General features: G+C 70.1%; 25 protein-coding genes and 2 pseudogenes. 12 read left to right on the top strand and 15 right to left on the bottom strand.

Features of this window, described 5'->3' with window-relative positions; translation table 11 throughout:
* Window positions 1-5: 5 nt before the first annotated feature.
* Genes FG385_RS08865 through FG385_RS08850 form a run of 4 tightly spaced genes read left to right on the top strand, consistent with a single transcriptional unit; the run spans window position 6 to window position 2,837 of the window.
* Window positions 6-401, top strand: a complete 396-nt coding sequence (locus FG385_RS08865) for a carboxymuconolactone decarboxylase family protein (protein ID WP_139096130.1) — start codon at window positions 6-8, stop codon at window positions 399-401.
* Window positions 398-1,291 (top strand): NAD(P)-dependent oxidoreductase, encoded by an 894-nt coding sequence (locus FG385_RS08860; protein ID WP_200834365.1) that lies wholly within the window; start codon window positions 398-400, stop codon window positions 1,289-1,291. Before FG385_RS08865 ends, FG385_RS08860 begins: the two co-directional genes overlap by 4 nt.
* Window positions 1,292-1,293: 2 nt before the next feature.
* A complete protein-coding gene (locus FG385_RS34740) occupies window positions 1,294-2,064 on the top strand; it encodes a carboxymuconolactone decarboxylase family protein (protein ID WP_235022458.1) in 771 nt (256 codons plus the stop codon).
* Complete coding sequence (locus FG385_RS08850) at window positions 2,061-2,837, top strand: N-acyl homoserine lactonase family protein (RefSeq protein ID WP_139096128.1); 777 nt, start codon at window positions 2,061-2,063, stop codon at window positions 2,835-2,837. Before FG385_RS34740 ends, FG385_RS08850 begins: the two co-directional genes overlap by 4 nt.
* Window positions 2,838-2,882: 45 nt before the next feature.
* Here FG385_RS08850 and FG385_RS08845 read toward each other — a convergent pair whose 3' ends face one another.
* Window positions 2,883-3,809, bottom strand: a complete 927-nt coding sequence (locus FG385_RS08845; RefSeq protein ID WP_139096127.1) for a LysR family transcriptional regulator — start codon at window positions 3,807-3,809, stop codon at window positions 2,883-2,885.
* Between the two features lie 71 nt (window positions 3,810-3,880).
* Between FG385_RS08845 and FG385_RS08840 the strand changes: the two genes are divergently transcribed.
* Window positions 3,881-4,750, top strand: coding sequence for an SDR family NAD(P)-dependent oxidoreductase (locus tag FG385_RS08840; RefSeq protein ID WP_139096126.1), 870 nt, complete (start codon window positions 3,881-3,883; stop codon window positions 4,748-4,750).
* On the opposite strand, the gene FG385_RS08835 is transcribed toward FG385_RS08840, so the two are convergent.
* Genes FG385_RS08835 through FG385_RS08825 form a run of 3 tightly spaced genes read right to left on the bottom strand, consistent with a single transcriptional unit; the run spans window position 4,743 to window position 7,761 of the window.
* Complete coding sequence (locus tag FG385_RS08835) at window positions 4,743-5,951, bottom strand: metal-dependent hydrolase family protein (protein ID WP_139096125.1); 1,209 nt, start codon at window positions 5,949-5,951, stop codon at window positions 4,743-4,745. The genes FG385_RS08840 and FG385_RS08835 overlap by 8 nt on opposite strands.
* Window positions 5,948-6,373, bottom strand: coding sequence for a GAF domain-containing protein (locus FG385_RS08830; protein ID WP_139096124.1), 426 nt, complete (start codon window positions 6,371-6,373; stop codon window positions 5,948-5,950). The genes FG385_RS08835 and FG385_RS08830 overlap by 4 nt, the downstream gene beginning before the upstream one ends.
* Window positions 6,370-7,761 (bottom strand): MFS transporter, encoded by a 1,392-nt coding sequence (locus tag FG385_RS08825; RefSeq protein ID WP_139096123.1) that lies wholly within the window; start codon window positions 7,759-7,761, stop codon window positions 6,370-6,372. Before FG385_RS08825 ends, FG385_RS08830 begins: the two co-directional genes overlap by 4 nt.
* Before the next feature lie 172 nt (window positions 7,762-7,933).
* Between FG385_RS08825 and FG385_RS08820 the strand changes: the two genes are divergently transcribed.
* The 4 genes from FG385_RS08820 to FG385_RS08805 are packed head-to-tail and all read left to right on the top strand — an operon-like array spanning window position 7,934 to window position 11,335.
* A complete protein-coding gene (locus FG385_RS08820; protein WP_139096122.1) occupies window positions 7,934-8,815 on the top strand; it encodes a MurR/RpiR family transcriptional regulator in 882 nt (293 codons plus the stop codon).
* Between the two features lie 32 nt (window positions 8,816-8,847).
* Window positions 8,848-9,402 (top strand): helix-turn-helix domain-containing protein, encoded by a 555-nt coding sequence (locus FG385_RS08815; RefSeq protein WP_139096121.1) that lies wholly within the window; start codon window positions 8,848-8,850, stop codon window positions 9,400-9,402.
* Window positions 9,399-10,583, top strand: a complete 1,185-nt coding sequence (locus FG385_RS08810) for an NADH:flavin oxidoreductase (RefSeq protein ID WP_139096120.1) — start codon at window positions 9,399-9,401, stop codon at window positions 10,581-10,583. Before FG385_RS08815 ends, FG385_RS08810 begins: the two co-directional genes overlap by 4 nt.
* Window positions 10,574-11,335 carry an SDR family oxidoreductase gene (locus FG385_RS08805; protein WP_139096119.1) on the top strand — a complete coding sequence of 254 codons (762 nt, stop codon included), beginning with the start codon at window positions 10,574-10,576 and terminating at the stop codon, window positions 11,333-11,335. The genes FG385_RS08810 and FG385_RS08805 overlap by 10 nt, the downstream gene beginning before the upstream one ends.
* A 3-nt stretch (window positions 11,336-11,338) precedes the next feature.
* On the opposite strand, the gene FG385_RS08800 is transcribed toward FG385_RS08805, so the two are convergent.
* On the bottom strand, window positions 11,339-12,298 hold the full coding sequence (locus tag FG385_RS08800; protein WP_139096118.1) for a hypothetical protein: 960 nt from the start codon (window positions 12,296-12,298) through the stop codon (window positions 11,339-11,341).
* A gap of 66 nt (window positions 12,299-12,364) precedes the next feature.
* Between FG385_RS08800 and FG385_RS08795 the strand changes: the two are divergent.
* Window positions 12,365-13,136: pseudogene (locus FG385_RS08795) on the top strand (hypothetical protein); the annotation flags it as partial.
* Here FG385_RS08795 and FG385_RS08790 read toward each other — a convergent pair.
* The gene (locus FG385_RS08790) at window positions 13,048-13,641 is read right to left on the bottom strand and encodes a TetR/AcrR family transcriptional regulator (RefSeq protein WP_139096117.1); all 594 of its coding nucleotides are present in this window, start codon (window positions 13,639-13,641) and stop codon (window positions 13,048-13,050) included. The pseudogene FG385_RS08795 and the gene FG385_RS08790 overlap by 89 nt on opposite strands.
* Before the next feature lie 103 nt (window positions 13,642-13,744).
* On the opposite strand from FG385_RS08790, the gene FG385_RS08785 reads away from it, so the two are divergent.
* Window positions 13,745-14,605, top strand: coding sequence for an alpha/beta fold hydrolase (locus tag FG385_RS08785; RefSeq protein WP_139096116.1), 861 nt, complete (start codon window positions 13,745-13,747; stop codon window positions 14,603-14,605).
* Between the two features lies 1 nt (window position 14,606).
* Window positions 14,607-15,101, top strand: coding sequence for a maleylpyruvate isomerase N-terminal domain-containing protein (locus FG385_RS08780; protein ID WP_160148750.1), 495 nt, complete (start codon window positions 14,607-14,609; stop codon window positions 15,099-15,101).
* Here the strand turns inward: FG385_RS08780 and trxA are convergent.
* The 9 genes and pseudogenes from trxA to FG385_RS08735 form a co-directional block, all read right to left on the bottom strand.
* Window positions 15,098-15,433, bottom strand: a complete 336-nt coding sequence (gene trxA, locus FG385_RS08775; RefSeq protein ID WP_139096114.1) for a thioredoxin — start codon at window positions 15,431-15,433, stop codon at window positions 15,098-15,100. The genes FG385_RS08780 and trxA overlap by 4 nt on opposite strands.
* On the bottom strand, window positions 15,430-15,822 hold the full coding sequence (locus tag FG385_RS08770; RefSeq protein WP_139096113.1) for a MerR family transcriptional regulator: 393 nt from the start codon (window positions 15,820-15,822) through the stop codon (window positions 15,430-15,432). Before FG385_RS08770 ends, trxA begins: the two co-directional genes overlap by 4 nt.
* A gap of 29 nt (window positions 15,823-15,851) precedes the next feature.
* The gene (locus tag FG385_RS08765) at window positions 15,852-17,294 is read right to left on the bottom strand and encodes a UbiD family decarboxylase (protein ID WP_139096112.1); all 1,443 of its coding nucleotides are present in this window, start codon (window positions 17,292-17,294) and stop codon (window positions 15,852-15,854) included.
* A 168-nt stretch (window positions 17,295-17,462) separates the two neighbouring features.
* Window positions 17,463-18,236 (bottom strand): alpha/beta fold hydrolase, encoded by a 774-nt coding sequence (locus FG385_RS08760; protein WP_139096111.1) that lies wholly within the window; start codon window positions 18,234-18,236, stop codon window positions 17,463-17,465.
* 280 nt (window positions 18,237-18,516) lie between these two features.
* Entirely contained in the window at window positions 18,517-18,753 is a 237-nt protein-coding gene (locus FG385_RS33825; protein WP_268815912.1) for a pentapeptide repeat-containing protein, read from the bottom strand.
* Between the two features lie 46 nt (window positions 18,754-18,799).
* Window positions 18,800-19,186, bottom strand: a pseudogene (locus tag FG385_RS08750) ((2Fe-2S)-binding protein); the annotation flags it as partial.
* A gap of 26 nt (window positions 19,187-19,212) precedes the next feature.
* A complete protein-coding gene (locus FG385_RS08745) occupies window positions 19,213-21,522 on the bottom strand; it encodes a xanthine dehydrogenase family protein molybdopterin-binding subunit (RefSeq protein WP_139096110.1) in 2,310 nt (769 codons plus the stop codon).
* The gene (locus FG385_RS08740; RefSeq protein WP_139096109.1) at window positions 21,488-22,363 is read right to left on the bottom strand and encodes an FAD binding domain-containing protein; all 876 of its coding nucleotides are present in this window, start codon (window positions 22,361-22,363) and stop codon (window positions 21,488-21,490) included. Before FG385_RS08740 ends, FG385_RS08745 begins: the two co-directional genes overlap by 35 nt.
* Window positions 22,363-22,941: a CoxG family protein gene (locus FG385_RS08735; protein ID WP_139096108.1), complete on the bottom strand. Its 579-nt coding sequence runs from the start codon at window positions 22,939-22,941 to the stop codon at window positions 22,363-22,365. Before FG385_RS08735 ends, FG385_RS08740 begins: the two co-directional genes overlap by 1 nt.
* Window positions 22,942-23,038 lie beyond the last annotated feature (97 nt).

Here is a 23,038-nt window from a genome sequence, read left to right as displayed (position 1 = left end):
GAGCAATGGATCAGGCGACATTCGAAGCAGGACTGGCCACGCGCAAGGAGGTGCTGGGCCACGAGCATGTGGAGCGCTCGCTGGCCAGGGTCACCGACTTCAGCCGTCCCGTGCAGGAGCTCGTCACCGAGTACTGCTGGGGCGAGGTGTGGACGCGCGAAGCACTGGAGCGCAAGACCCGCAGCCTGCTCAACCTCGTGATGCTCACCGCGCTCAACCGGATGCACGAGTTCGCGGTGCACGTCCGGGGCGCGGTGCGCAACGGCTGCACGGAGCAGGAGATCCAGGAGGCGCTTCTGCAGACCGCTGTCTACTGTGGAGCTCCGGCGGCGCTGGAGTCCTTCCGCGTCGCCGAACGCGTGCTGACCGAGCTGAAGGACGAAGGGGTCACGGTTCCGTGAGCGCACCGCTGGCTCCCGGTTCGGTGCTCGGGTTCGTCGGGCTCGGCAATATGGGCGCCCCCATGGCCCGCCGGCTCACCGAAGCCGGGTATACCGTGCGCGGGTTCGACACGGATCCGGCCGCGCGCGAACATGCCGGAGCGACCACAGTGGACACCCTGACCGCCGTTGCCGAAGGCGCGGAAGCGATCCTGCTGATGCTGCCGAACTCCGATGTCGTGGAGCACGTGCTGTACAAGGGCGGGCTGCTCGAAGCCGCCAAACCCGGCACGGTGCTGGTCGACATGGGCTCGTCCCGTCCACATTCGACGAAGGCGGTCGCGGACTGGTCCGCGAGCCGCGGCGTGCCGATGGTCGACGCGCCGGTTTCCGGCGGGGTCACCGGGGCGGAGGCCGGCACGCTGACCATCATGGCAGGCGGCGCGGCCGAGCACGTCGAGCGCGTGCGCCCGCCGCTGGAACGCTTGGGAGCCACCGTTTCCCACGTCGGCGGCGCCGGTGCGGGGCACGCGCTCAAAGCGCTGAACAACCTGATGTCCGCCACGCACCTGCTGGTGAGCTCGGAGGCGCTGCTCGCGGGCCAGGAGTTCGGGCTCGACCCGCGGGTGATGCTCGAGGTCGTCAACGGCTCCAGCGGGCGCAGCGGCTCGACGCAGACGAAATGGCCCAAGTTCGTACTGCCCGGCACCTTCGACTCCGGTTTCGGGCTGCGCCTGATGCTCAAGGACATGCGGATCGCGGTCGACCTCGCGCGAGAGACCGGCTGGCCGTCGGCGCTCGGCGAGTCCGCCGTCGAACTGTGGGCCAAGGCCGCCGAAGAACTGCCCGCGGGCGCCGACCACACCGAGATCGTTCGCTGGCTCGAGAACATGCACAACGGGAAGGGATGACGATGACGGCAAGCCTGACCTCACGCCAGGAAAAGCTCAAAGCGGAGTTCATCAAGGTACGGGGCACCTGGAGCGACGCCTGGGAGAGCATCCTGCGCCACGACGCCGACTTCCTGGCCGCGTACCTGAAGTTCTCAACGGTGCCGTGGCGCAGGAACCACCTCGAAGACAAGGTCAAGGAGTTCGTCTACATCGCCGCCGACTCGGCCGCGACGCACATGTACTCCCCCGGCACCCGCCAGCACATCCGGGCCGCGCTCGCGTTCGGCGCGACCAAGGAGGAGATCATGGAGGTCATCGAACTGACCTCCACCCTCGGTATCCACGCAGCCAATATCGGCGTGCCGCTGCTGCTGGAAGTCCTCGAAGAAGAAGGCATCCGCACGGGCCCGGAGCCGCTGGACGAGAACCAGGAGCGGATCAAGGCCGAGTTCACCGAGAACCGCGGGTACTGGCATTCCTTCTGGGATGGCATGCTGGAGATCGACCCGGAGCTGTTCGAGGCGTACACCGAGTTCTCGTCCGTGCCGTGGCGGACCGGCGTGCTGGCGCCGAAGGTCAAGGAACTGATCTACACGGCGTTCGACGCCTCCGCGACTCACCTGTACGTACCGGGCCTGAAGCTCCACCTGCGCAATGCCGTCCGGTACGGCGCCACCCAGCAGGAGATCATGGAGGTTCTGGAGATCGTCAGCGTCATCGGCATCCACGCGGCGACGGTCGCCGTACCGATCCTCGATGAGGAGCTCGCGCGGGCGGAGGAGGAGCGGTGAGCCTGGAGGTCGTCCAGGTCCGCTACGGCGAGCGCGTCACGCGGAAGAGCGCCGTCCTGCACGAGTACGCCTCCTACGGGGAGCCGGACGGCGACCTGCACATGGACTACAACTTCTGGGTCCTGCGCGACGGGTCGCGGACGATGCTGCTGGACACCGGGTACGACATCGGCGAGCGCGACTGGCTCGGCGAACAGCCGGTGATCCCGACCGCGGAAGCGCTGGGGCTGCTGGGCATCGACCCGCTCGACGTGTCCACAGTGGTCACGTCGCATTTCCATTACGACCATATCGGGCACCTCGGTCTGTTCCGCAACGCCGAGGTCGTCGCCGGGGTGGCGGAACACGACTACTGGCTCGGCAAATGGCGCCGTGACGAGCTCGCGGGGGAGTTCGCCACGGCCGGGCACCTGCAGGCGGTGCAGCTCGCGGCTGACGAGGGGCGGCTCCGCCTGGTCTCGGAGGAGACGGAGGTCTCGCCGGGCGTCACGGTCTATCCGGTCGGCGGGCATTCTCCCGGGGAGCTGCTGACGATGGTGGAAGAGCGGCTGATCATGGCCGCGGACGCCGCGCATTTCTACGAGCAGATCGAAAACGAGTGGCCGTTCTTCGCCTTCACCGATCTCGGCGAGATGCGGCGCGGGCTGTCCTTCATCAACGGCCTCGCCGCCGAAACCGGGGCGACCGTGATCCCCGGGCACGACGGCCGGGTGCGCGACAGGTTTCCCGCGCTGACCGGCCCGGCCGCCGAGGTCGCGACGGTGCTGGGCTGACGTTCGTCTCCCTGGAGGGGAACCGGGCCGCCAGTTCCGCAGGACTTACGGCACCATCGGATGAGGCTGGGCCGCCGCCGCTTGGAGGGCTTCCGCGACCCGCGCGACCGCTTCCGGGAGCGGGCCGGGCGCTCGCGCGAGTACGGTCCGCCGTTTCTCCGACGGGCCACCGCGGACGGTGAGCACCTTCACGCCCGGTGGCACGGCGGAGGCGAACATCGCGGGCACCGTGGTCACCCCACAGCCGGCGGCGACGAGGTTCAGCTTCGCCAGCCAGTCGCGGGCCGTATGCGCGATCTCCGGGCGCTCGTCCAGACCGGGCCAGGCGCCCATCAGCTTCTCGTCACGCGTGGACGGGCTGCCGATCCACCGCCGCCCGCGAAGCTCGGTGACGTCCACGGAGTCGTTACGGGCCAACGGGTCCGTAACCGGGACGGCCACCCGCAGGCTGCGCTCGGCGAGCGTCCGCAGCTTCAGCGGCGGGGACTCGTCGTCGGGCGGGCGGAACGGCGGGACCGAGCCCAGGACGGCGAGATCGAGGCTGCCCGCCCGGAGTGCACGCACCAGGACCGGGGTGGTGCCCTCACGTGTGCTGACGGTGATCGCGGGATAGGCGCGGCGCAGCGCGGCCAGGGCCCCCGGCACGAGAACGGCACCCGCGCTGATGTACCACCCGAGCCGCACAGAGCCCGCTTCCGCCGGCATCCCGGCAAGCTCGCGTTCGGCCGCGTCGATCTGGTCGAGAACGATCGCCGCGTGCCGCAGCATCACCTGCCCGGCCGCGGTCACCCGGACGCCGTCGTGCCTGCGCTCGAGTAACGGGGCCTGCGCGGCCCGCTCCAGGCCCGCGATCTGCCGCGACACCGCGGACTGCGTGTAGCCCATCGCGGCGGCGGCCGAGGTCAGCGTGCCGCGTTCGGCGACCTCGCGGAACACCCGCAGCGCCACCGTCGGAACGTTTGCCAGGTCCATGCGTCCTACGCATACCAGATGTGCGCGTCTCTCGTTGGCCGCATGCCCTCCGGCGTACCTAGCCTGGCGGCATGACACGTATCGCTTTGGTGACCGGGGCCAACCAGGGCCTCGGTTTCGCGCTCGCCGAAGGTCTCGCGGCCCGGCTGCGCCCGCAGGACCTCGTGCTGCTCACCGGCCGTAACGCGCAGCGCGTCGAGGAGGCCGTCACCCGGCTGGCGGGCGCGAACAGCCGCGTCGAGGGACGCGTGCTCGACGTGACCGACCACGACGCCGTCGCCGCGCTCGCCGGGGAACTGCGGCGTGAGCACGGCGGGGTGGACATCGTGCTCTCCAACGCGACCGGACCGCTCAGCCCCGAGCGCACGCAGGCCGAGCAGGCGGATCACTACATCGCCGTCTCCAACGGCGGCACGCACGCCGTCCTGCGCTCGTTCGGCCCGGTACTACGCCCCGGCGGGCGGCTGATCGTCGTAGCCAGTTCGTTCGGCACGCTCGGCTACCTCGATCCGCGCCTGCACCCGCTGTTCGACGGGGTGTCGCTCGACGACGTCGAGAAGGCCGTCGAGTCCTGGCGAACCGCGATCCACGATGGCACCTCAGAAGCGCAGGGCTGGCCGCGGTGGCTCAACGTGCCCTCCAAGATCGCGCAGGTCGCGGCGGTGCGAGCGGTGGCGGCGCAGCGCCGTGAACGGGACCTGCGCGACGGCACGCTGGTCGCCGCGGTCTGCCCCGGTTTGGTGGATACGCGGGCGTCGCGGCCGTGGTTCGAGGACTTCAGCCAGGCGCAGACCCCGGCGCAGGCCGCGGGGCCGGTGCTGGACCTGGTGCTGGCCGGGCACGTCGACCCCGCGAACTACGGCGAACTGGTCCGCTTCGGCAAGGTGTTGCCCTGGCTCGGCGGTGACCCGGCGCGCTACGCACGCATCGAGGTCAGCTGACCGGCTCGCCGCCCTGGATGATGTGCCGGAAGTGCTTGGGCTCGGCCAGGACCGTGACGTCCGCGAGCGGGTCGCCGTCGACGACGAGGAGGTCGGCCCGCGCACCCGGGCGCAGCGTGCCGATCTCCCCGGTCATACCGACAAGCTCGGCGGCCACCGTCGTCGCGGACCGCAGGACGTCGAGCGGGGCCTGCACCTCCGCGCGCAGGCGGAACTCGTGGTTCTGATGCCGGTGCATACCGCCGAGCAGGTCCGTGCCGTAGGCGAGGTTCACGCCGCCGCGCGCCGCACGCTCGAGAGCCGCCATCCCGGCGCCGAGCACCTCGTCGACCTTGCGCCAGCTCGATTCCGGCAGCCCGTGCTCCCGTCCCTCCTGCTTCAGCGCCCAGTACGTCACCAGGGTCGGCACCAGGAACGCTTCGCGCTCCAGGAAAAGCGCGACACTCCGGTCATCGATCAGGTTGCCGTGCTCGATGGACCGGATACCCAGCTCCAGCGCGCGGTTCACGGCCCGCGCGGTGTACGCATGCGCGGCGACGTACCGGTTCGCCGCCCCGGCCTCCTCGACCGCGGCCGTCAGCTCCTCGGCCGAGTACTGGATCGAGTCGATACGGTCGGTCGGCGACGCCACGCCGCCGGAGGCCATGACCTTGATGTGGTGCGCGCCCTTCCGCAGCTCGTCCCGCGCGGCGGCGCGGACCGCGTCCACCCCGTCCGCGATCCGGCCCAGCCCCGCGCAGCACGGGTGATCGTCGTGAACGTGGGTGCCGCGGTTCCGGTTGTCGCCGTGCCCGCCCGTCTGGCTCAGCGCCCGCCCGCAGAACAGCAGCCGCGGCCCGCGGAACAACCCTTCGGACTGCGCGTCGGCGAGACCGTAATCCGCGCCGGAGGCGTCCCGGACCGTGGTGAACCCGCGGCCGAGCATCTCGCCCATGATCCGCATGCCGTGCGCGGCCGCGTAGGACGGTGACCACGAAGGCAGCGAACCCAGATCCGCCGTCGAGGCCGTGACGTGCACGTGCGCGTCGATCAGGCCGGGCAGCACGACCGCTCCCCGCAGATCTTCGGTGCGCACGTCCCCGCGAAGACCTTGCCCGGTCTCCACGATCCGGCCGTCTTCACACCGCAGATCGCCTTCGACGTACTCACCCACCTCCGGGTCGAGCAGCAAAGCGTTACGCAGCAACAGAGAACCCGTCATCGCGCGGCCACCAGCGCGGGCGCGGCCAGCGGCGCCAGCTTCACCGCCGCGGCCACGGACTCCTCGTCGTAGCCTCCCTCGGCACCGAGAATGTTCAACGCTCCCAACGTCTTCCCTTCGTGAACTACCGGTACGTTGATCACCGCACCACAGCCGAGCGACTCGATCAGCTCGTGGTCGGCGAAGACTTCGCGCACCGCCGCCCGGTCCGCGCCGAGGTACGGCTCCTGTTGCACGATGCACCGCTCGAGCCAGCCCGCCGAGATCTCGACGCTCTTCTCGCCACCGACCGGGTACTCCGCCGGGTGGCTGCTGTAGATCCGCCGCATCGCCCGCCGCTCGGGGATCCAGGCCAGCACGGTGAACAGCCGCACCCCGATCGCCGCGCGAACCTTGTCCTCCACTGTGGACAGCTCGGTCACTTCACGATCCCTTCGGTGACGGCGGCGGGCGCGCCGTGTTCGGTGAGCTCCTCCAGCGAACGGCCCGCGGTGGACAGCCCGAAGATCAGCACGCACACCACCCCGGCCACCAGCACGGCCGTGGTCAGGCCGAACACCCCGCCGAAGCCAAGGCTCGACGCGAACACCCCGATGATCGTCGGCGCGAGGATGCTGCCCACCCGGCCGAACGCGCTCGAGAGCCCGGTGCCGGTCGCGCGGATCCAGGTCGGGAACACCTCCGGCGTGTACGAGTAGACCCCGGCGTAGGTTCCGTTGAGGAAGAACGAAAGCACCGCCCCGGCGAGCGTGATCGACCAGGCCGAGCTCATCTGACTGAGCCAGAACGCGCTCACCGCCGAACCCGCGAGGTACAGCGCGATCGTGTGCTTGCGGTCGAGCCGTTCCGAGAGCCAGGCGGCCGAGAAGTAGCCGGGCACCTGCGCGAGGTAGATGATGAGCGAGAACTCGAAGCTCTTCGTCACGGTGATGCCGCGTTCGACGAGCAGCGTCGGAATCCACGAGAAGAACCCGTAGTAGGAGAAGGTGATCACGAACCACACGGCCCAGATGACCGCCGTGCGGCGGGCCATCCCCTTGCCCCACAGGAATTTCAGCGCGGTCGGCAGGTTGACCTTCGGGGTCTCGGCCATCGGCTGGGCCGCGTCCTCCGGCACGGGTGGCAGCGGCGCCTTTGTCGCCTTCTCGACATCGCGTTCGAGCTTCGCGACCACCCGCTCGGCCTCGGCGGCGCGCCCCTGGGAGAGCAGGAACCGCGGCGACTCGGGCAGCGAACGCCGCCACCACAGCAGCAACACGACCGGCAGCGCGGTGATCACCTGCGCGATACGCCACCCCTCGGGCAGTTCCGAAACGACGAACCGGCCGAGCAACGCCGCGCCGACGAACCCGAAGGAGAAGAATCCCGCGAGCGCCCCGACGAACCAGCCGCGTCGTTTGGCCGGCACGAATTCGGAGAGGAAGGGCGCGATGATCGCACTTTCCGCGCCCGTGCCGAACCCGGCGAGCACCCGCGCGCCGAGGAAGATCTCGTAGTTCGGCGCGACCGCCGCCACCACCGAAAGCAGCGCGTAGAAGGCGAGCGCGTACATCATGACCTTCTTGCGGCCGATCCGGTCGCCGAGCAGGCCGGCCGCGATCGCCCCGAACAGGAACCCGAAGGGGCTGGCCGAGCCGATGAGGCCGAGTTCGCCGTTGCTCAGGTGCCAGGCCGTTTTCGCACTGGGCAGCAGGAAGGCGACGACCGCCGCGTCCATGCCGTCGAACGTGTAACCCAGCCCGCCGACGAGCAGAAGCAGGTAGTGCGGCCTGCTCAGCGGGAGCCGGTCGAGTCGTGCCAGCAGCGTCATGGCGGTCAACGTATACTGCATTTCTGACAATCTGCAATAGATTTTGCAAGCACGTAACAAGCCGATCGGAAGTGGGCCGACCGACCAACCGGCGGCCGGGCTACGTTGACCAGTCGCCGTGGGTGCCGATCGGCTTGTTACCTACCAGCACAGCACAAGCTACGGTGAGTGAGTGGTGGACGCGGAAGATTTCGAAGGATGGCTGCGCGCGCGGTTGCCCGAGCGCGGCCTGCGGCCGAAGTCGGCCGCCGTCCTGCAGGTCCTGCTCACCCAGCCGCGGCGCGCGTCGTTCGGGTCCACCGCGGAACTCGCGCGGTTGGCGGGGGTCAACGTCGCGACGGTGACCAGGACGGCGCAGGCGCTCGGTTTCGCGGGATGGCCCGCGCTGCAACAGGAACTGCGTGCGCGGTACCTGTCCTCGCTGAGCGCGCCCCAGGTCGCCGAGGAGCACCACAGCGTCGGCTCGGCGGCCGGCGCGTCGCTCCGGCGTGACCTCGACAGCCTGGCGCTGCTGCACCGCCGGTTCGCCGAGCACGAGCTCAACGAGGTGGCCAAGGCGGTCGCGGGGGCCCGCCGCACGATCGTGATCGCGGACGGCAGCTACGCGGCGGTGGGCATCGCGTTCGCGCACAACGCCCGTCTCGCCGGGTACGACGTGCGCGCGATTACGGCGGGTGACGCGGAGCTGGCCAACACCACCGCGAAGATCACCGAGGACGACGTGCTCGTCGCGATCAGCTTCTGGCGCCTGTACGAGAGCACGGTCCTCGCCGCACACGAAGCGCATGACCGGGGTGCGCGCGTCTTCGCAATCACCGACGCGGCCAGCCCAGCGCTGGCCAACGCGGCGGAGCGCGTGCTGATGGTGCCGGCCGAGGGCGTCACGTTCTTCCCGTCGCTGACCGCCGGGATGGCACTCGTGCAGGCGATCGTCGCCCAACTGGCGTCCATCGACCCGGCCAGGACCAGGGGGTCGATCGAAACGGCCGAGGCGATGTGGTCCCGCTTCGACCTGCTGCACCGGCGCCCGAACAAGGATTCAAACACTGATTGAAATCCTGATGGAAACGGTGTCTACTGGGACCCGTGCTCGACGAACCGACCCGTGACCGGTTGCTGGCCGCGGCCGAGAACCTGCTGCTGAGCTCGGACTACGACGAGGTCTCGGTGCGCGCGATCAACACCGCGGCCGGGATGAACCCCGCGGCGGTGCACTACCACTTCGGTTCGAAGGAGGCACTGGTCGCGGCGCTGCTCGAACGGCGGCTCGCGCCGTTGTGGGCGGCGGAGCTCACGCGGGTGACCGAACGCAGGCAGACCGGATGGGTCCCGGGCGTGGCCGAACTCGTCGACGTGATCATGGGTCCGTTCGTGGGCCTGGTCGCCGAACCTCACGGGCGGCTGCACGTCCGGTTGCTGGCGCGGCTCGTACTCGGGCGGCGACCGGTGTCGTGGGCCTCCGGCTGGTTCGGCTTCGCCCCCTGGGTCGAACTGTTACGCGCGGCTCGGCCGGACCTCTCCGCCGACGAGGCGAAGGCGCGGTGGATGCTCGCGTTCGACCTCATCGTGCAGACGTTCTCCGCCGGCGGCGAGGCGAAAGCGTTGCGGTCGTTCGTGATCGCGGGCCTGGACGCGCCATGACCGGCGTGTTCGAGCCCGCTTCGCTCGGCCCCGTGCGGCTGCGCAACCGGATCGTCAAGGCCGCGACCTTCGAGGGCGCGACCCCGGACGCGCTGGTCACCGACCGGTTGATCGACTTCCACGTGCGGCACGCGGCGGGCGGCGCCGGCATGACGACCGTGGCGTACTGCGCCGTCGCACCCGAGGGGCGCACCGACCGGCACCAGATCTGGATGCGACCCGACGCGGTCCCGGGCCTGCGACGGCTCACCGAGGCCGTGCACGCCGAGGGCGCGGCGGTGAGCGCGCAGATCGGCCACGCCGGCCCGGTCGCGAACGGGGTGTCCAACCGCCTGCCCGCGCTCGCGCCGAGCGGGCTGCTCAGCCCGCTGAGCCTGCGGCCGATCCGGGCGGCGACCGCGACCGACCTCGAGCGCATCACGCGCGCGCACGCCGAGGCCGCGCTGTTCGCGGCCGAGTCCGGGTTCGACGCCGTCGAAGTCCATTTCGGACACAACTATCTGGTCAGCTCCTTCCTGAGCCCCAAGCTCAACCGGCGTGACGACGAGTACGGCGGCAGCCTGCGCAACCGGGCTCGCCTCGCGCTCGGCATCGCCCGCGCGGTCCGCGCCGCGGTGGGCAGCCGGATCGCGGTCACGGCGAAGCTGAACATGGACGATGGGGTACCGGGCGGTTTCTGGCTCGAAGAGAGCCTTCAAGTCGCGCGCTGGCTCGAAGAGGACGGCTGCCTCGACGCGCTCGAACTCACCGCCGGCAGCTCACTGCTCAACCCGATGTACCTGTTCACCGGGGAAGCTCCGGTCCGCGATTTCGCCGCGCAGTTCCCCGCCCCGCAGCGGTGGGGAATCCGGTTGGCGGGCAAGGCTTTCCTGCGCGAGTACCCGTTCACCGAGGGATACCTGCTCGAACGGGCCCGCCAGTTCCGGGCGGCGCTGGCGATGCCGTTGATCGCGCTCGGCGGGATCACCCACCGGGACACGATAGAACGCGCGCTGGCCGACGGGTTCTCGTTCGTCGCGATGGCCCGAGCGCTGCTCCGTGAGCCGGACCTGCCACGCCGCATGGAGGCCGAGCCGGGGACGCGGTCGCTGTGCATCCACTGCAACCGGTGCATGCCCACGATCTACCGCGGCACGCGCTGTGTACTGACAACCGCCGAGGAGGATATGCGATGGCAATGACGGTCGTGACCGGATCCGCGTCCGGCATCGGCGCGGCGACCTTCTCCGCGCTGGCCGCTTCGGGCCGGGAAGTGGTCGGCGTCGATCTTCGTGACGCGGAGATCCTCGCCGACCTCAGCACACCCGAGGGCAGGCAGGCGGCGGTCGATACGGTGCTGGCACGGTCTTCGGGTGTGCTCGACGGCCTGGTCCTGTGCGCGGGACTCGGCCCCCAGGTTTCCGACGCGAAGCGGATCGTGGCGGTCAACTACTTCGGCACTGTGTCGCTTTTGGACGGTCTGCTGCCCGCCTTGCGTGGCGGTGAGGCGCCGGCCGCGGTCGCGGTGTCTTCGGTCTCGTCGACGCAGATCACCTGGGCGGACAACCCGATCGCCGGACTTGACGAGTCCGAAGTGGAAGCGGCGCTCGAGGTCGGCGGCGATTACCGCGGCCAGCTCGCGTATGCCGCTTCGAAGAACGCGCTCACCGTCGCCGTCCGGCAGCGCGCCGGCGACTGGGGCGCGGCCGGGGTCCGGCTGAACACCGTGGCGCCCGGCGCGGTCGACACTCCCCTGCTGCAGGCCGGGCTCGACGATCCCCGCTACGGCGAAGCGATCCGCTCCTTCGTCGGTCCGCTCGGCAGGCGCGGGCGGCCGGAGGAGATCGCCTCGCTGATCTGTTACCTGCTGGGGCCCGCGGCGGGGTTCGTGCACGGCGCGCAGTTCGTCATCGACGGCGGGGTGGACGCCCAGTTCCGGCCGACGGCGTTCTGACGTTCACCCGCGCGGTGCGAAGAACCCGGCGAACAGCAGCACCCCGACCAGGGCGGCCACGACCGCACCGGCCGCGGCGTAATGCCGGGCGCGGGAGCGGCCGGGCAGGAAGCGCACCGCCGCGGCTGTCGCGACCGCGACGGTCACCGCGATGGGCGCGAGCGCGCGCCACGCGTGGTCGAAGGAGTTCAGCGGCAGAAAGGAATCCGCGCCGTAGAGCGAAAGGATCAGCGCGGGCAGGCCGAGCCCCGCGGCGGCCACGGCGGCCATCAGGTTGAACCGGTCCTGCGCCTCCGCGTCCTGCGCGACCGCGAAGGCCGACATGCTCGACAGCAACGAATGCAGCCGGGAGATCTCCTCGGCCAGCTGGGTGTCGATGGCCTCGCAGTGCCGCACCGCCGCCCGGTAGGTATGAGTCCAGTCCGGGCCGCCTTCGCGGCGGTGGTAGGTATCGCTGTCCCAGAGCCAAATCCACAGCCCGTCCCGCACCGCCTGCTGCGCCTGGTCCCGCGCCCGGCTCAGCGCGGCGGCGAGTTCGATGAGCTGGGCGAGCATCGGGCGCAGCGTCCCACCACGCCGTTTCGCGAGCAGATGCGCGATCTGCTCCTCCAGCTCGTACCGCAGCCCCCGCACCCGCAGGATCTCGTTGCGTGAAGTCTCCGCCAGTTCCTTCGCCACGGACACGATCGCGACGCCTGCCCCGTCCGGATGTGGCGGCGTGGCGGCCGGCGCGGTCGTACCGGAGCCCGGCTCCCGGTGCCAGCCTTCCCGCTCCGACCACACCGCCTGCATCGCGACGGCGACCTCGGGCGCGGCGCCGCGCACCACGATCCGGGTCTGGCCGACTTCGAGCTGCCGCGTGCCGCGCGCACCGGTGAGGCGCAGGTGCGGGACGGCCAGGAATGCTTGCGCGCCCGAGGTTTCGAACAGCTCCCGCTCGCCCTCGCCGATGATCGAATCCACGCGTGGAGCATAGCCGGAGGGCCGGCCGGGACTCCCCCCGTCAGAAGGTACCGGCCTGTGGCAGCTCTGCTGGAGTACACCGCGATCGCCGGGGTGGTGGCGATCGGGATTTTCGGGCATTTCAACGATCTGCTGGGCTTCCTGCACGTCGAACTGCCGCTGTGGCTGTCAGGCGCGCCGGTGCCGCCCCGGGTTCGTACAAAGTGGACCTGTTCGCGGTCCTGCTGTGCCTGCTCATCGGGTTCGTGCTCAACCTCGGGATGCGCTCGGCCGCGCGCTTCGAAACCCTCCTGGTCTACCTGAAGATCGCCCTGGTCCTGGTCGTCATCGTCGTCGGCGCCTTCACCGTGAGCACCGGCAACTGGTCGGACTTCTTCCCGTTCGGCCTTTCTCCGGCACGCATCCCACCCGCCGGGTTCCCACGCGGATGACGTGGGTGCTGGGTGTGGCCGCCGCGGCCATCGCCGGCCTCCTGCCGATCGGCGACGCCGCCGAACTGACCAATATCGGCATCCCGCTGGCGTTCGTGGTCGGCTGCGTGGCCGTGATCGTGCTGCGGTACCGCCGCCCGGACCTGCCCCACACGTTCCGGACCCCCGGGACGCCCGTGGTCCCGGCGATCGGCATCGAGTTCTCGATCTGGCTGATCACGTTCCGGCGACCGGTGACCTGACTGCGCTTCGCGATCTGGTTCGTGCTCGCCTACTCCCGCCGCCATTCGCTGCTGGCGAACCGCCGGCGGTGCACGGCTACGGGCGCAGCAGGCGCGCGAGGAACTCCTCGACGGCCGCCTCGGCGGTGGCCTGCGCGGCGGGCACGTCGTCGGCAAGGGCGATGACCAGTGCCATCTCGTTGCCGGTGGCCAGCAGGATATGCGCGAACGGTTCGACAAGCCCCGCCGGCACGCGACCGGCGTCCGCGGCTTCCTGGAGGACGGCCTTGAGCATGCCCAGGCCGTACTGCTCTTCGATGGTGCGCCAGCGACGCCAGCCGAGCACGGTCGGCGCGTCGATCAGGAGAATCCGGCGCACGACAGCGTCGCCGGCGAGCCGGATCCAAGCCAGCTCCGCCGCCTTGAGCAGGCCATAGGGCTCGCTCGCCCCGCTGGCTTTGGCGGCGGCGAGGGTGGCTTCGCCGACCCGCTCGTGGACAGCCTCCACCACCGCCTCGAAGAGCCGGTCCTTGCCCGCGAAGTGGTGATACAGCGATCCGCGGCTCACCCCGGCCCGCTCGAGAACGGCCTCGATCGCGGTGCCTTCATAGCCGCGGTCGGCGAACAACTCCGTCGCCACCTCGATCAGGTGCCGCCGGGTCGCCTGCCCCCGGTCAACGCGTCGATCCACGCACCCTCCCGTTGACAAACCGACTGTCGGTCTATTAATTTCCAGACCGACAGTCGGTTTTCTGGTACTACTGCCACTCACTCTACGATCACGGAGGCGAACGATGTTCCTCGCCGGGTTCGACGATCACCGCCATACCGTGCGCACGGAGCACGACGAGGTGAGCCATATCGACATCGGCGCCGGTCCGGCGGCGCTGTTCGTGCACGGCATCGCGACCAGCGCTCACCTCTGGCACAACCTGATCCCGCTGGTCGCCGGCGCGCGGCGCTGCGTCGCCGTCGATCTCCCGCTGCACGGGCAGAGCCCCGCCAGGCCCGAACATCCGCTCACGATCGGCGCGTTCGCCGACACGCTCGCCGAGGTCTGCGCGCATCTGCGCCTCGACCAGGTCGACCTCGTCGGGCACGACACCGGCGGCGCGATCGCCCAGGTGCTGGCCGCCCGCCACCCCGAACTGATCCGCACGCTGACGCTCACGAACTGCGAGACCCACGACAACATCCCGCCCGCCGCGATGGCCGCCACCGTCGAGGCGGCCCGCGCCGGCCGACTCGCGGCGGCGGCCCCGGCGATCCTCGCCGATCCCGCCGCCGGCCGGGCGTTCTTCGCCTCCGGCTACCAGGACCAGGAGTTCCTGAGCACGCGGTTGGTCGACGCGTTCCTCGAACCGGTCATCGGAACCCCGGCCGCCGCCGCCCGCTTCCAGGACCTGCTCGCCGGGCTCGGACCCGGCGAACTGCTCGCCGCGGAGCCCGCGCTGCGCACCCTGCGGGCGCCGACGCTGATCGCCTGGGCCACCGACGACGAGTTCTTCGACCTCAAATGGGCGCATTGGCTGCACGACACGATCCCCGGCGCGCGCGATCTGGTCGAGATCGCCGGCGGGAAACTCTTCTTCCCCCACGAGCGCGCCGCCGAACTCGCCCCGCATCTCCGTCGCCATTGGACAGGCGGCGACTGACGTGGACATCGCCCTGCTGCACGAGGTGACCGAGGACTTCGCCGCCTACCTGAGCGAAGTCACGGACGGCGACCTCGCGGCCGCCACGCCGTGCGCGCTGTGGACCGTCGAAGACCTGTACCACCACATGGTCGACCTCAACCTGCGGTTCGCCCGCGCGGTCGGCCATCCTCCCCCGCCGCCCCGGGAATGCCTGCCACGCGAGACGATCTACCGCGACTCGGCGCGCCACGCGGCCCACGCGCTGGCCCGCGCCAACGGCTCGGCACCCCGGGACGCGTTCGAGTCGCACCTGACCAACACCGTCGTGCACACCTGGGACCTCGCCCAGGCGATCCGGATCGACTTCGACCCACCCTGGCCGGACGTTCTCGACATCGCGCTGAACTGCGTGCGCCGGACACAGCCGCGCGCGGACGGCGAAGGCTGGGCGTTCTTGCCGTGCGGATCGGCGATGGAGGAAATCCTTGTGCGGTCCGGGCGCGCCTGGATCTAGACGCCGCTCGCCTCCAGCGCGTCGTCCAACTCGGCCAGCAACCGTGCCTTCGGCCGGGCGCCGACGTAACTGCGGATCGGCTCGCCGTTGCGGAACAGCATCAACGTCGGCAGGGACATGACCTGGAAGTCGCGCGCCACGACCGGGTTCTCGTCCGAGTTCACCTTCACGATCGTCAGCGAACCGGCTCGCTCGGCGGCGATCTCCTCGAGCACAGGCGCGATCATGTGGCACGGCGGGCACCATTGCGCCCAGAAGTCGACCAGCACGGGACCTTCGCGCCGCAGCACCTCGGCGGCGAACGTGTCATCGGTCACGGAAAGCAGGCTCATTCGTTCTCCTCGGGAATCACGCCGCACGGGCCCTGCAGTCCAGGCAAGGCATCGGCCAGTTTCGACAGCAAGGTCTCCCGGACATCGGTCAGCCGCTCGATACAGGCGTTCACCTCGTCGAGCTTGCGCTGGTAGACCTCGATCGAATCGGCGCACGCGTCCCCCGTGTCGTGCCCGGCGCGGAGGCATTCGACGAACGGGCGCGTGTCGTCCAGCGTCAGCCCGACCGCCTGCAACGTGCGGATCTCGCTGACGAGACGGACGTCCTCCTCGCCGTACTCCCGGTACCCGTTCGCCGAGCGCCGGGCCCTCAGCAGGCCCTGTGCCTCGTAGAACCGCAGCGCCCTGGTCGTCGTCCCGGCACGCTGGGCGAGTTCACCGATTCGCATACCGTCGAACGTAGACCTTGACCTCGACGTCAAAGCAAGACTTCGCGCCAGCGCCGCTCGATCTCCCGCAGGAACGCGGGATCGCTCTGCGCGACCTTCGGGAAGTCCTCGAGCCGCTCGTAGGGGCGGCAGGCGTCGACGATCGCGCGGCTGCTGTGCGTCGGCGAGCCCTCCACCCACAGCGGGTCCAGCTTGCTGCCCCAGGTCTGCTTCATCACCTCGATGTCGCGCGACGGGTCGCTGCGTGTGGACATCGCCCAGATGACCTGATCGGGATCGGCCGGGTCGATATCGTCGTCGACGACCACGACGTAACGGTTCAGGTAAGCGGCGGCGGGGCACTGCGCGGCGAGGTACGCGACCTGGCGCGCGTGGCCGGGATACCGCTGCCGCAGCGAAACGGCGATGAACAACCGCCCGCCGCCGGACTCGTGCGCCCAGGCCTTCACAACCCCGGGCACGCCGGTCGCGGCCAGTTCGTCGGAGATCATCGCGGACTTCATCACGGTGCGCATGTACGAGTAGTCATGCGGCGGCTTCCCGGGTGGGGCGCCGAGCAGGACCGGATCGTCGCGGTGCCAGAGGCGGGTGATCTCGACCGCCAGGTTGGGGCGGCGGCGCCCCGAGTAGTAGCCGGTCCACTCGCCGAACGGGCCCTCCTCACGCAGGTGGTCCGGGCGCAGCCAGCCCTCGATGGCGATCTCGCTGCCCGCGGGGACCGGCAGGCCGGTGTCCGGGGCGGTGATCACCGGAACCCGCTCGCCGAGCACCGCGCCCGCGTACTCCAGTTCCGAGATCCCGGCCGGCACCTCGGTCCCGCCGAGGACGAGCAGCAACGGGTCGTGGCCGAACGACACCGTGACCGGTGCGCGGCCTTCGCGCTCGAACCAGCGCTGGATGTGCTGCGCGCCGTGCTTACCGGGCACCGCGGCGACCGTCACGCCGCGGCCGCCGTCCTGGACCTCCATCCGGTAGCAGCCGCCGTTGTGCACGCCGGTCTCCGGGTCGCTGGTGACGACGAAGCAGCCGGTGCCGATGAACCGGCCGCCGTCGTGCGAATGCCAGCGCGGGACCGGGAACCGGAGCAGGTCCACCTCTTCGCCGGGGATCTCGTTGGCCAGTAGCGGGGCGTGGTCGACCACCTCGACCGGAAACCCCTTCGCGGCTGCGGCCCACTGGGAAGGCTTGCCGCGCAAGGCATCCACGACTCCCGCGTCGTCGAGATCGTCGCCCAGCCGGAGGGTGTGGCCGAGGCGTCGTGGCGAGCCCGTGCTGCCGGTGAGCACCCTGAGCCCGGCGGGGTAGTCGACGATCTCGTCGAACAGCAACGCCGGGGGCAGGTCGCGGTGGTAACTCAGCTCGGCGATGCCGCCCAGTTCGAGATCCCAGTGCGCGCCCCGCACCTCGCGCAGCTCGCCGAACCCCTTGATGGCGTCGATATGCGCGCGCAGGCTCAGCAGCGGTTCGCTCATGTGTCCCTCCCGAAGGAGCCCATATGCTCAACGACATCCGGCCAGAGGCCAGGACACTCGCGCAGGCCCAGCAGCGATTCAGTCACGTGTCCCTCCCCAAGGAGCCCACGTGCCCGGCGACAACCGGCCAGAGATCAGGGCGTTCGAGCAGGCCCGGGCGTGGTTCAGTCATGTATCGCTCCCCGACCAACCCAGGTGCTCCGCCACATCCGGCCAGAGGTCGGGGCGTTCGAGCAGGCTGAGGTGCCGGGTCCGTTCGAGCACCCGCAGCTTCGCGCCCTTGATGCCGCCCGCCAGCTCGCGGGCCATCGCCGGCGGGGTCGCGTAGTCCTCATCCCCTACCAGCACAAGGGTTTCGGCTTCGACGTCGCCTAGTTTCGCGGTCGCGTCGAGGGCACCGAGGGCACGGCAGGCCGCGGCATGCGCCCGCGAGTCGGTCGCGACGAAGATGTCGGACACTCGCCGCACTTCCTCGGGATGCGCCTGCTGGAACGCTTCGGCGAACCACCTGTCTCGCTGGAAGGACAGCTGTTCCACACGCGGGACGGTCGCCGCCCGCTCTGCGCGTGCTGCCCATTCGCTCTCACGGTCGGGTCCGTAGCAAGCGGTGGCATCGGCCAGCACGAGGTGATGCACGAGGTCCGGCCGGGTGGCGGCGAGCACCAGTGCGGTGCTGCCACCCATCGACAGGCCGATGACGTCCGCAGGACCGGAACCGAAGTCCTCAATAACGGACGCCGCGTCGGCGGCCATGTCCTCTACCGTGAACTCCTTGCCATCCCAAGGAGACTCGCCGTGTCCGCGTGCATCGAGCGCGAGGACCTGGTGTCCCGCGGAGAGGAACTTCGCCACCGGGTCCCAGACCGCTCCGCTGAGCGCGAGCGGATGCAACAGCACGACGGGCCGCCCGGCCTCCCCGATGCGACGAACATGCAGACTCACGCGGTTTTCCTTTCCGCGGCGCGGCTTCCCGCCACGCTGCTCTCCACGGCACGGCCCTCCACCGCACGGCCCTCCACCGCACGGCCCTGCACGGCATCGCCCTGAACCGCACGGCCCTCCACGGCACAGCCCTGCAGCGCGTGGCCGTGCACGGCATCGCCCCGCACAGCCCGCCTTCCCGCAATTTTGTCTTCCGCGACACGACTTCCCACGGCTCGGCTTTCCACAGATGGATTTTCCGCGGCACGGCCTTCCACAACTCGGCTTTTCGAAACTCGGCTCACCACTGCCCGGCCTGCCACGGCTCGGCTCTGGGCAGCTCGGCTTCCCGCAGCACCGCCTCCCGCAGCACCGCGCTCCCCAGCACGACTTCCCGCAGCACCGCCTCCCGCAGCACCGCGCTCCCCAGCACGACTTCCCGCAGCACCGCCGCCCGCAGCACCGCGCTCCCCAGCACGACTTCCCGCAGCACCGCCGCCCGCAGCACCGCTCTCCGCAACTTGGCCTTTCGCGACACGGCTTCCCGTGACTCGGCTCTCCGCGGCGCGGCTGATCGCTGTGCGGATCTCTTCGTAGGTGCCGCAGCGGCAGATGTTGCCTTCCAGGTGCTCCGCGATATCCCGCTCGCTGGGCGCCGGATTCTCGCTCAGCAGCTCGTGTGCCATCAGCACGAACCCCGGGATGCAGTAGCCGCACTGCATTGCGCCTGCCGCGACGAACTCCTCGACTACCACGTCGTCCTTCGGCAGGCCATCGGCCGTGGTGACCTCCGCACCGTCGTACCGCGCGGCGCGGGCCAGGCAGCTGGACACGCTGCGCCCGGACACCAGCACCGTGCACGCGCCGCACGCCCCGACCCCGCATCCTTCCCGGACACTCGTCGCGGCGAATTCGCGGCGCAGCACATCGAGCAACAACTCGTCGTCGGCCACCGTGACTCGCCGGCGCATGCCGTTGACGGCCAGTTCTATCTCCCTCATCGCCCCTCCGTCATCGCGGTGAGAATCCGTTCCGGGGTCAGCGGCAGCCGGGTGATCCGGACGCCCGTCGCGTCGCGCACCGCGTTCGCGATCGCCGGGGCCATCGGGATGATCGCGGTCTCGCCGACGCCCTTGGCGCCGAACGGTCCCGTCCGATGTGGACTCTCGACGATGATCGGGGTGAGCCGGTCCGGCATGTCCTTGATCGAGGGTAGCTGGTAGTCCAGCAAGGTGCCGTTGACGATCTGCCCCTCGTCGAACACGAGCTGGTCGAACAGCGCGTGCCCGATACCCATGATCGCCGCACCGGACAGCTGCTGCTCCACGAGCTTCGGGTTGATCGCGCGCCCGACGTCGCCCGCGACGGCGAGATGCTCGATGTGCACGCGGCCGGTCGCCGAATCCACGGTCAGCTGCACGGCCACCGCCCCGGCGAACCAGTGCTCGGTGACCTGCGGGGACTGACCGGTCTCGTGATCGTAGGGCTGCCAGCTGGTACTGAAGTTCGCCTCGGCGGTGAGCGTCGTGCCCCGGGCGCCGAAATGACCGTGCAGTAACTCGGGAATCCCCACTGTCTCCTGCGTCTGGGCGCTGACCAGACCTTCGCCGGTGAGCTTGAGATCGGTCGCCGGTACACCGAAATGCCCGGCCGCCAGGTCGATCAGCTTGTCCCGCATGGACTCCGCCGCGAGCCGGACCGCGTTGCCGGTGTGGTACGTCGAGCGGCTGCCCGCGGTGATCGTGTCGTACGGGGTCACATCGGTGTCGGCGCCGACGACTCGCACCCGGCCCTCGCCGAGGCACAGCACCTCGGCGGCGATCTGCGCCATGATCGTGTCGCTGCCCTGGCCCATGTCGACCGTGCTGATCAGCAGCGTCGCCGAGCCGTCCTGGTTGAGCTGGAGCGTCGCGTTCGAGATCGTCGGGGTGAGCACGGCCTTCACGCCGACCGCGACCCCCCGCCCCCGCAGCAGCCTGCCCTCCTGCTTCTCGAACGGCGAGTCCCAGCCGATCGCGCAGGTGACCGCGTCGAGGCAGCCGAGAAAGTCGGCGCTGTGCATCGGGGTGCCGACCGGGGCGATGTCCCCTTCCCGCAACAGGTTCCGCCGCCGGAACTCGGCCGGATCCGCGCCTGCCTTCCGAGCCAGTTCGTCCACAAGGGACTCGTGCGACCAGGTCACCTGCGGCACGCCGAACCCGCGGAACGGCCCGGCGGAGGGCTTGTTCGTGTACACGCACCGCGAGCGCACGGACACGTTGTCCACTTTGTACGGACCGGTGGCGACCATCCCGGACTTCGCCGCGATCCGCGGACCGACATCGGCATAGGCTCCGGTGTCGTACCGCACGTCCGCGGTGGCGGACACGATCCGGCCGTCCTCGTCGGCGCTCATCGTTCCGGTCACCGCCGCGCCGTGGCGGGTGGTGAGCAGGAACGCCTCCTCGCGGGTCGCGGCGATCCGCACCGGCAGGCCCTGGGTCCAGGCCAGGGCGGCGGCGAGCGGTTCGAGCCGGTCGTACATCTTGGCCCCGAAGCTGCCGCCTAATGGCGCTGTGCGGACGCGCACCCGGTTCAGCGGCAGGTCGAGCAGGTCGGCGAGGCACTGCCGCACGTAGGACGGAGTCTGCGTGGTGGCGAGCAGTTCGAGCCGGTCGCCCTCCACCCACGCCGCCGCATACGGCAGTTCGATCGGGACGTGGTGGGTGGGCGGGGCCCAGAACTCGGCCTGGACCTTCGTCATGCCCTCTTCGCCGACATCACCGCGCCGAAGGGTGAACTCGTAGTTGACGTTCGTGTCACGGATACCGCGCAGGTGCTTCAGGTCACCGAACACAACCGACGGCCGGAGTTCCTCGTGCACGAAGGAATTTCCGGTGATCGCGGCGTCCACGTCGTGCACGGGCTCAAGTTCTGTATAGGAGACTGCGATCTCCTCGGCTGCACTTCGTGCCGTCTTGAGATCGTGGGCGATGACCGCGGCGACCGGCTCGCCGACGTAGCGCACCTTGTCCACGGCCAGGCACGGCTGGTCGGAAAACGCGGGACCGGTCAGCAGCCGTTCGCCGAGCTTGCCGGCCAGATCCGCACCGGTGACCACCGCGACCACGCCGTCGACCGCGAGCGCACCGGTGGCGTCGATCGCGTCGATGCGCGCGTGCGGGCGCGTGCTGCGCGCGACCGCGACGTCCAGGCACGGCGGTACCGGCTGCTCGGCCGTATACCGCAGCTCACCGCGGACCTTCTGGCGCCCGTCCGTGCGGGCCCAGCGCTCACCGACGGCGCCAGAGCAAGATCCGTCGCTCATCGTGCCCCTCCTTCCAGGAATTCCGCACGGCCTCTTCGACCGCGACCAGACCGAGCCGCTTCTTGTAGGCGCTTCCACCGCGCACGTCCGGGATCGGGTCGATCAGCGGTTCCGCCGCGTCCTTCGCCGCGCGGACCACGTCCTCGACCACGCTGCCGGCAGGCACGTCGAACTGCGTGAACAGCGGGACGTGCGACAGCGCGCCGAGCCCGAGCCGGACCTGGCGGCGGTTGCGGGAGCCGTCCACGATCAGCGCCGCGACCGAAGCGCACGGCCAGTCGTTCGCCGACAGGCTGCTGTACTTGACGAAATGCGCCCCGACGGACGCGGGCTGGCGGGGGATCTCGACCGCGGTGATCATCTCGCCGGGTTCGAGCGCCGTCTTCTGGAAGTCCACAAAGAACTCTCGCACCGGCAGGGAACGCCTGCCGCGACGCGAGCTCAGCTCGACCTTCGCGTCCAGGACGAGCAACGCCGTCGGCGGGTCGAGCCGGTAGTCCCCGTGCGCGAGGTTGCCGCCGACGCTCGCGGTGTTGCGCACGCGCGGGTTGGCGACGTGCCGGTAGACCTCGGCGGCCAGCGGCGCGAGTTCGCGGACCACCGGGCTGGTCTCCATCTGCCGCAGGGTCACCAGAGGCCCGGTGCGGAGCCCGGCGGAGGTGCGCCGGATCTCGTCGAGGCCCCGGATGCGGCCGATGTCGATCAGGTCGGACGCAAACAGCACGCCCTGCTTCACGAGGATCTGCACGGCGGTGCCACCGCCGTAGACCATCGTGTCCTCACCGTCGGCGAGCATCGCGCACGCCTCGTCGAGGGTGTCCGGGTAGTGGTAGGCGGGCATCAGCTTTCCCTCCCGCCGAACAGCTTGGCGAGCAGCCGTCGCCACCAGGACCGTTTCGGCGCGATCTGGCCGGCCTCGCCGTTCCGCTTGGCCAGCACGCTTCGCACGCCTGGGTTGTCCGGGCCGGGCGGCCCGCTGCCGCAGATCTCGCTGAAGGCCGCGACGAACTCGCGCTCGACCTCCTGCGACCGGCGGCGCACGATCGACTCGCCGAGCCGCCCGATCTTGCCCCAGATCGCGACGTCAAGGCTGTAGTCCACCTTGGACGATCCGGCGCCGTCGGGCTGGACCGCGAGCACGGCCTCGATCTTGATGGAGCTGCCGAGCTTGCGGTCCTCCCCCTTGAGCAGCGCCCGCACTTCGGTGGGTTCGGTCACCGCCGTGAGCTCGGCGGAGAACCCGGCGCTGAACCGGACGTGCGCGATCTCGTTGACCAGCCGCCCGCGGTAGATCGTTTCATCGGACTTCTCCAGCTCCGCGCAGCCGGGAATGCTGACACGCATCGAGACCGGATCGAGGAAATGCGCGAACACGCGATCTTGGCCGGCGGGAACGACGAACGAGGAACCCAGCTTCATATGACCACCATAGAGGACTTCATGTCTGATATGGAGGACGTTAACACGTGATCGGCGGCACGCAAATAGGCTTACCGGCAACACGGGGGTCCGGTCG

The organism is Amycolatopsis alkalitolerans, assembly GCF_006152065.1.
In the GTDB taxonomy this organism is placed as follows: domain Bacteria; phylum Actinomycetota; class Actinomycetes; order Mycobacteriales; family Pseudonocardiaceae; genus Amycolatopsis_E; species Amycolatopsis_E alkalitolerans.
This window is presented reverse-complemented; position numbering and strand designations above follow the sequence as displayed.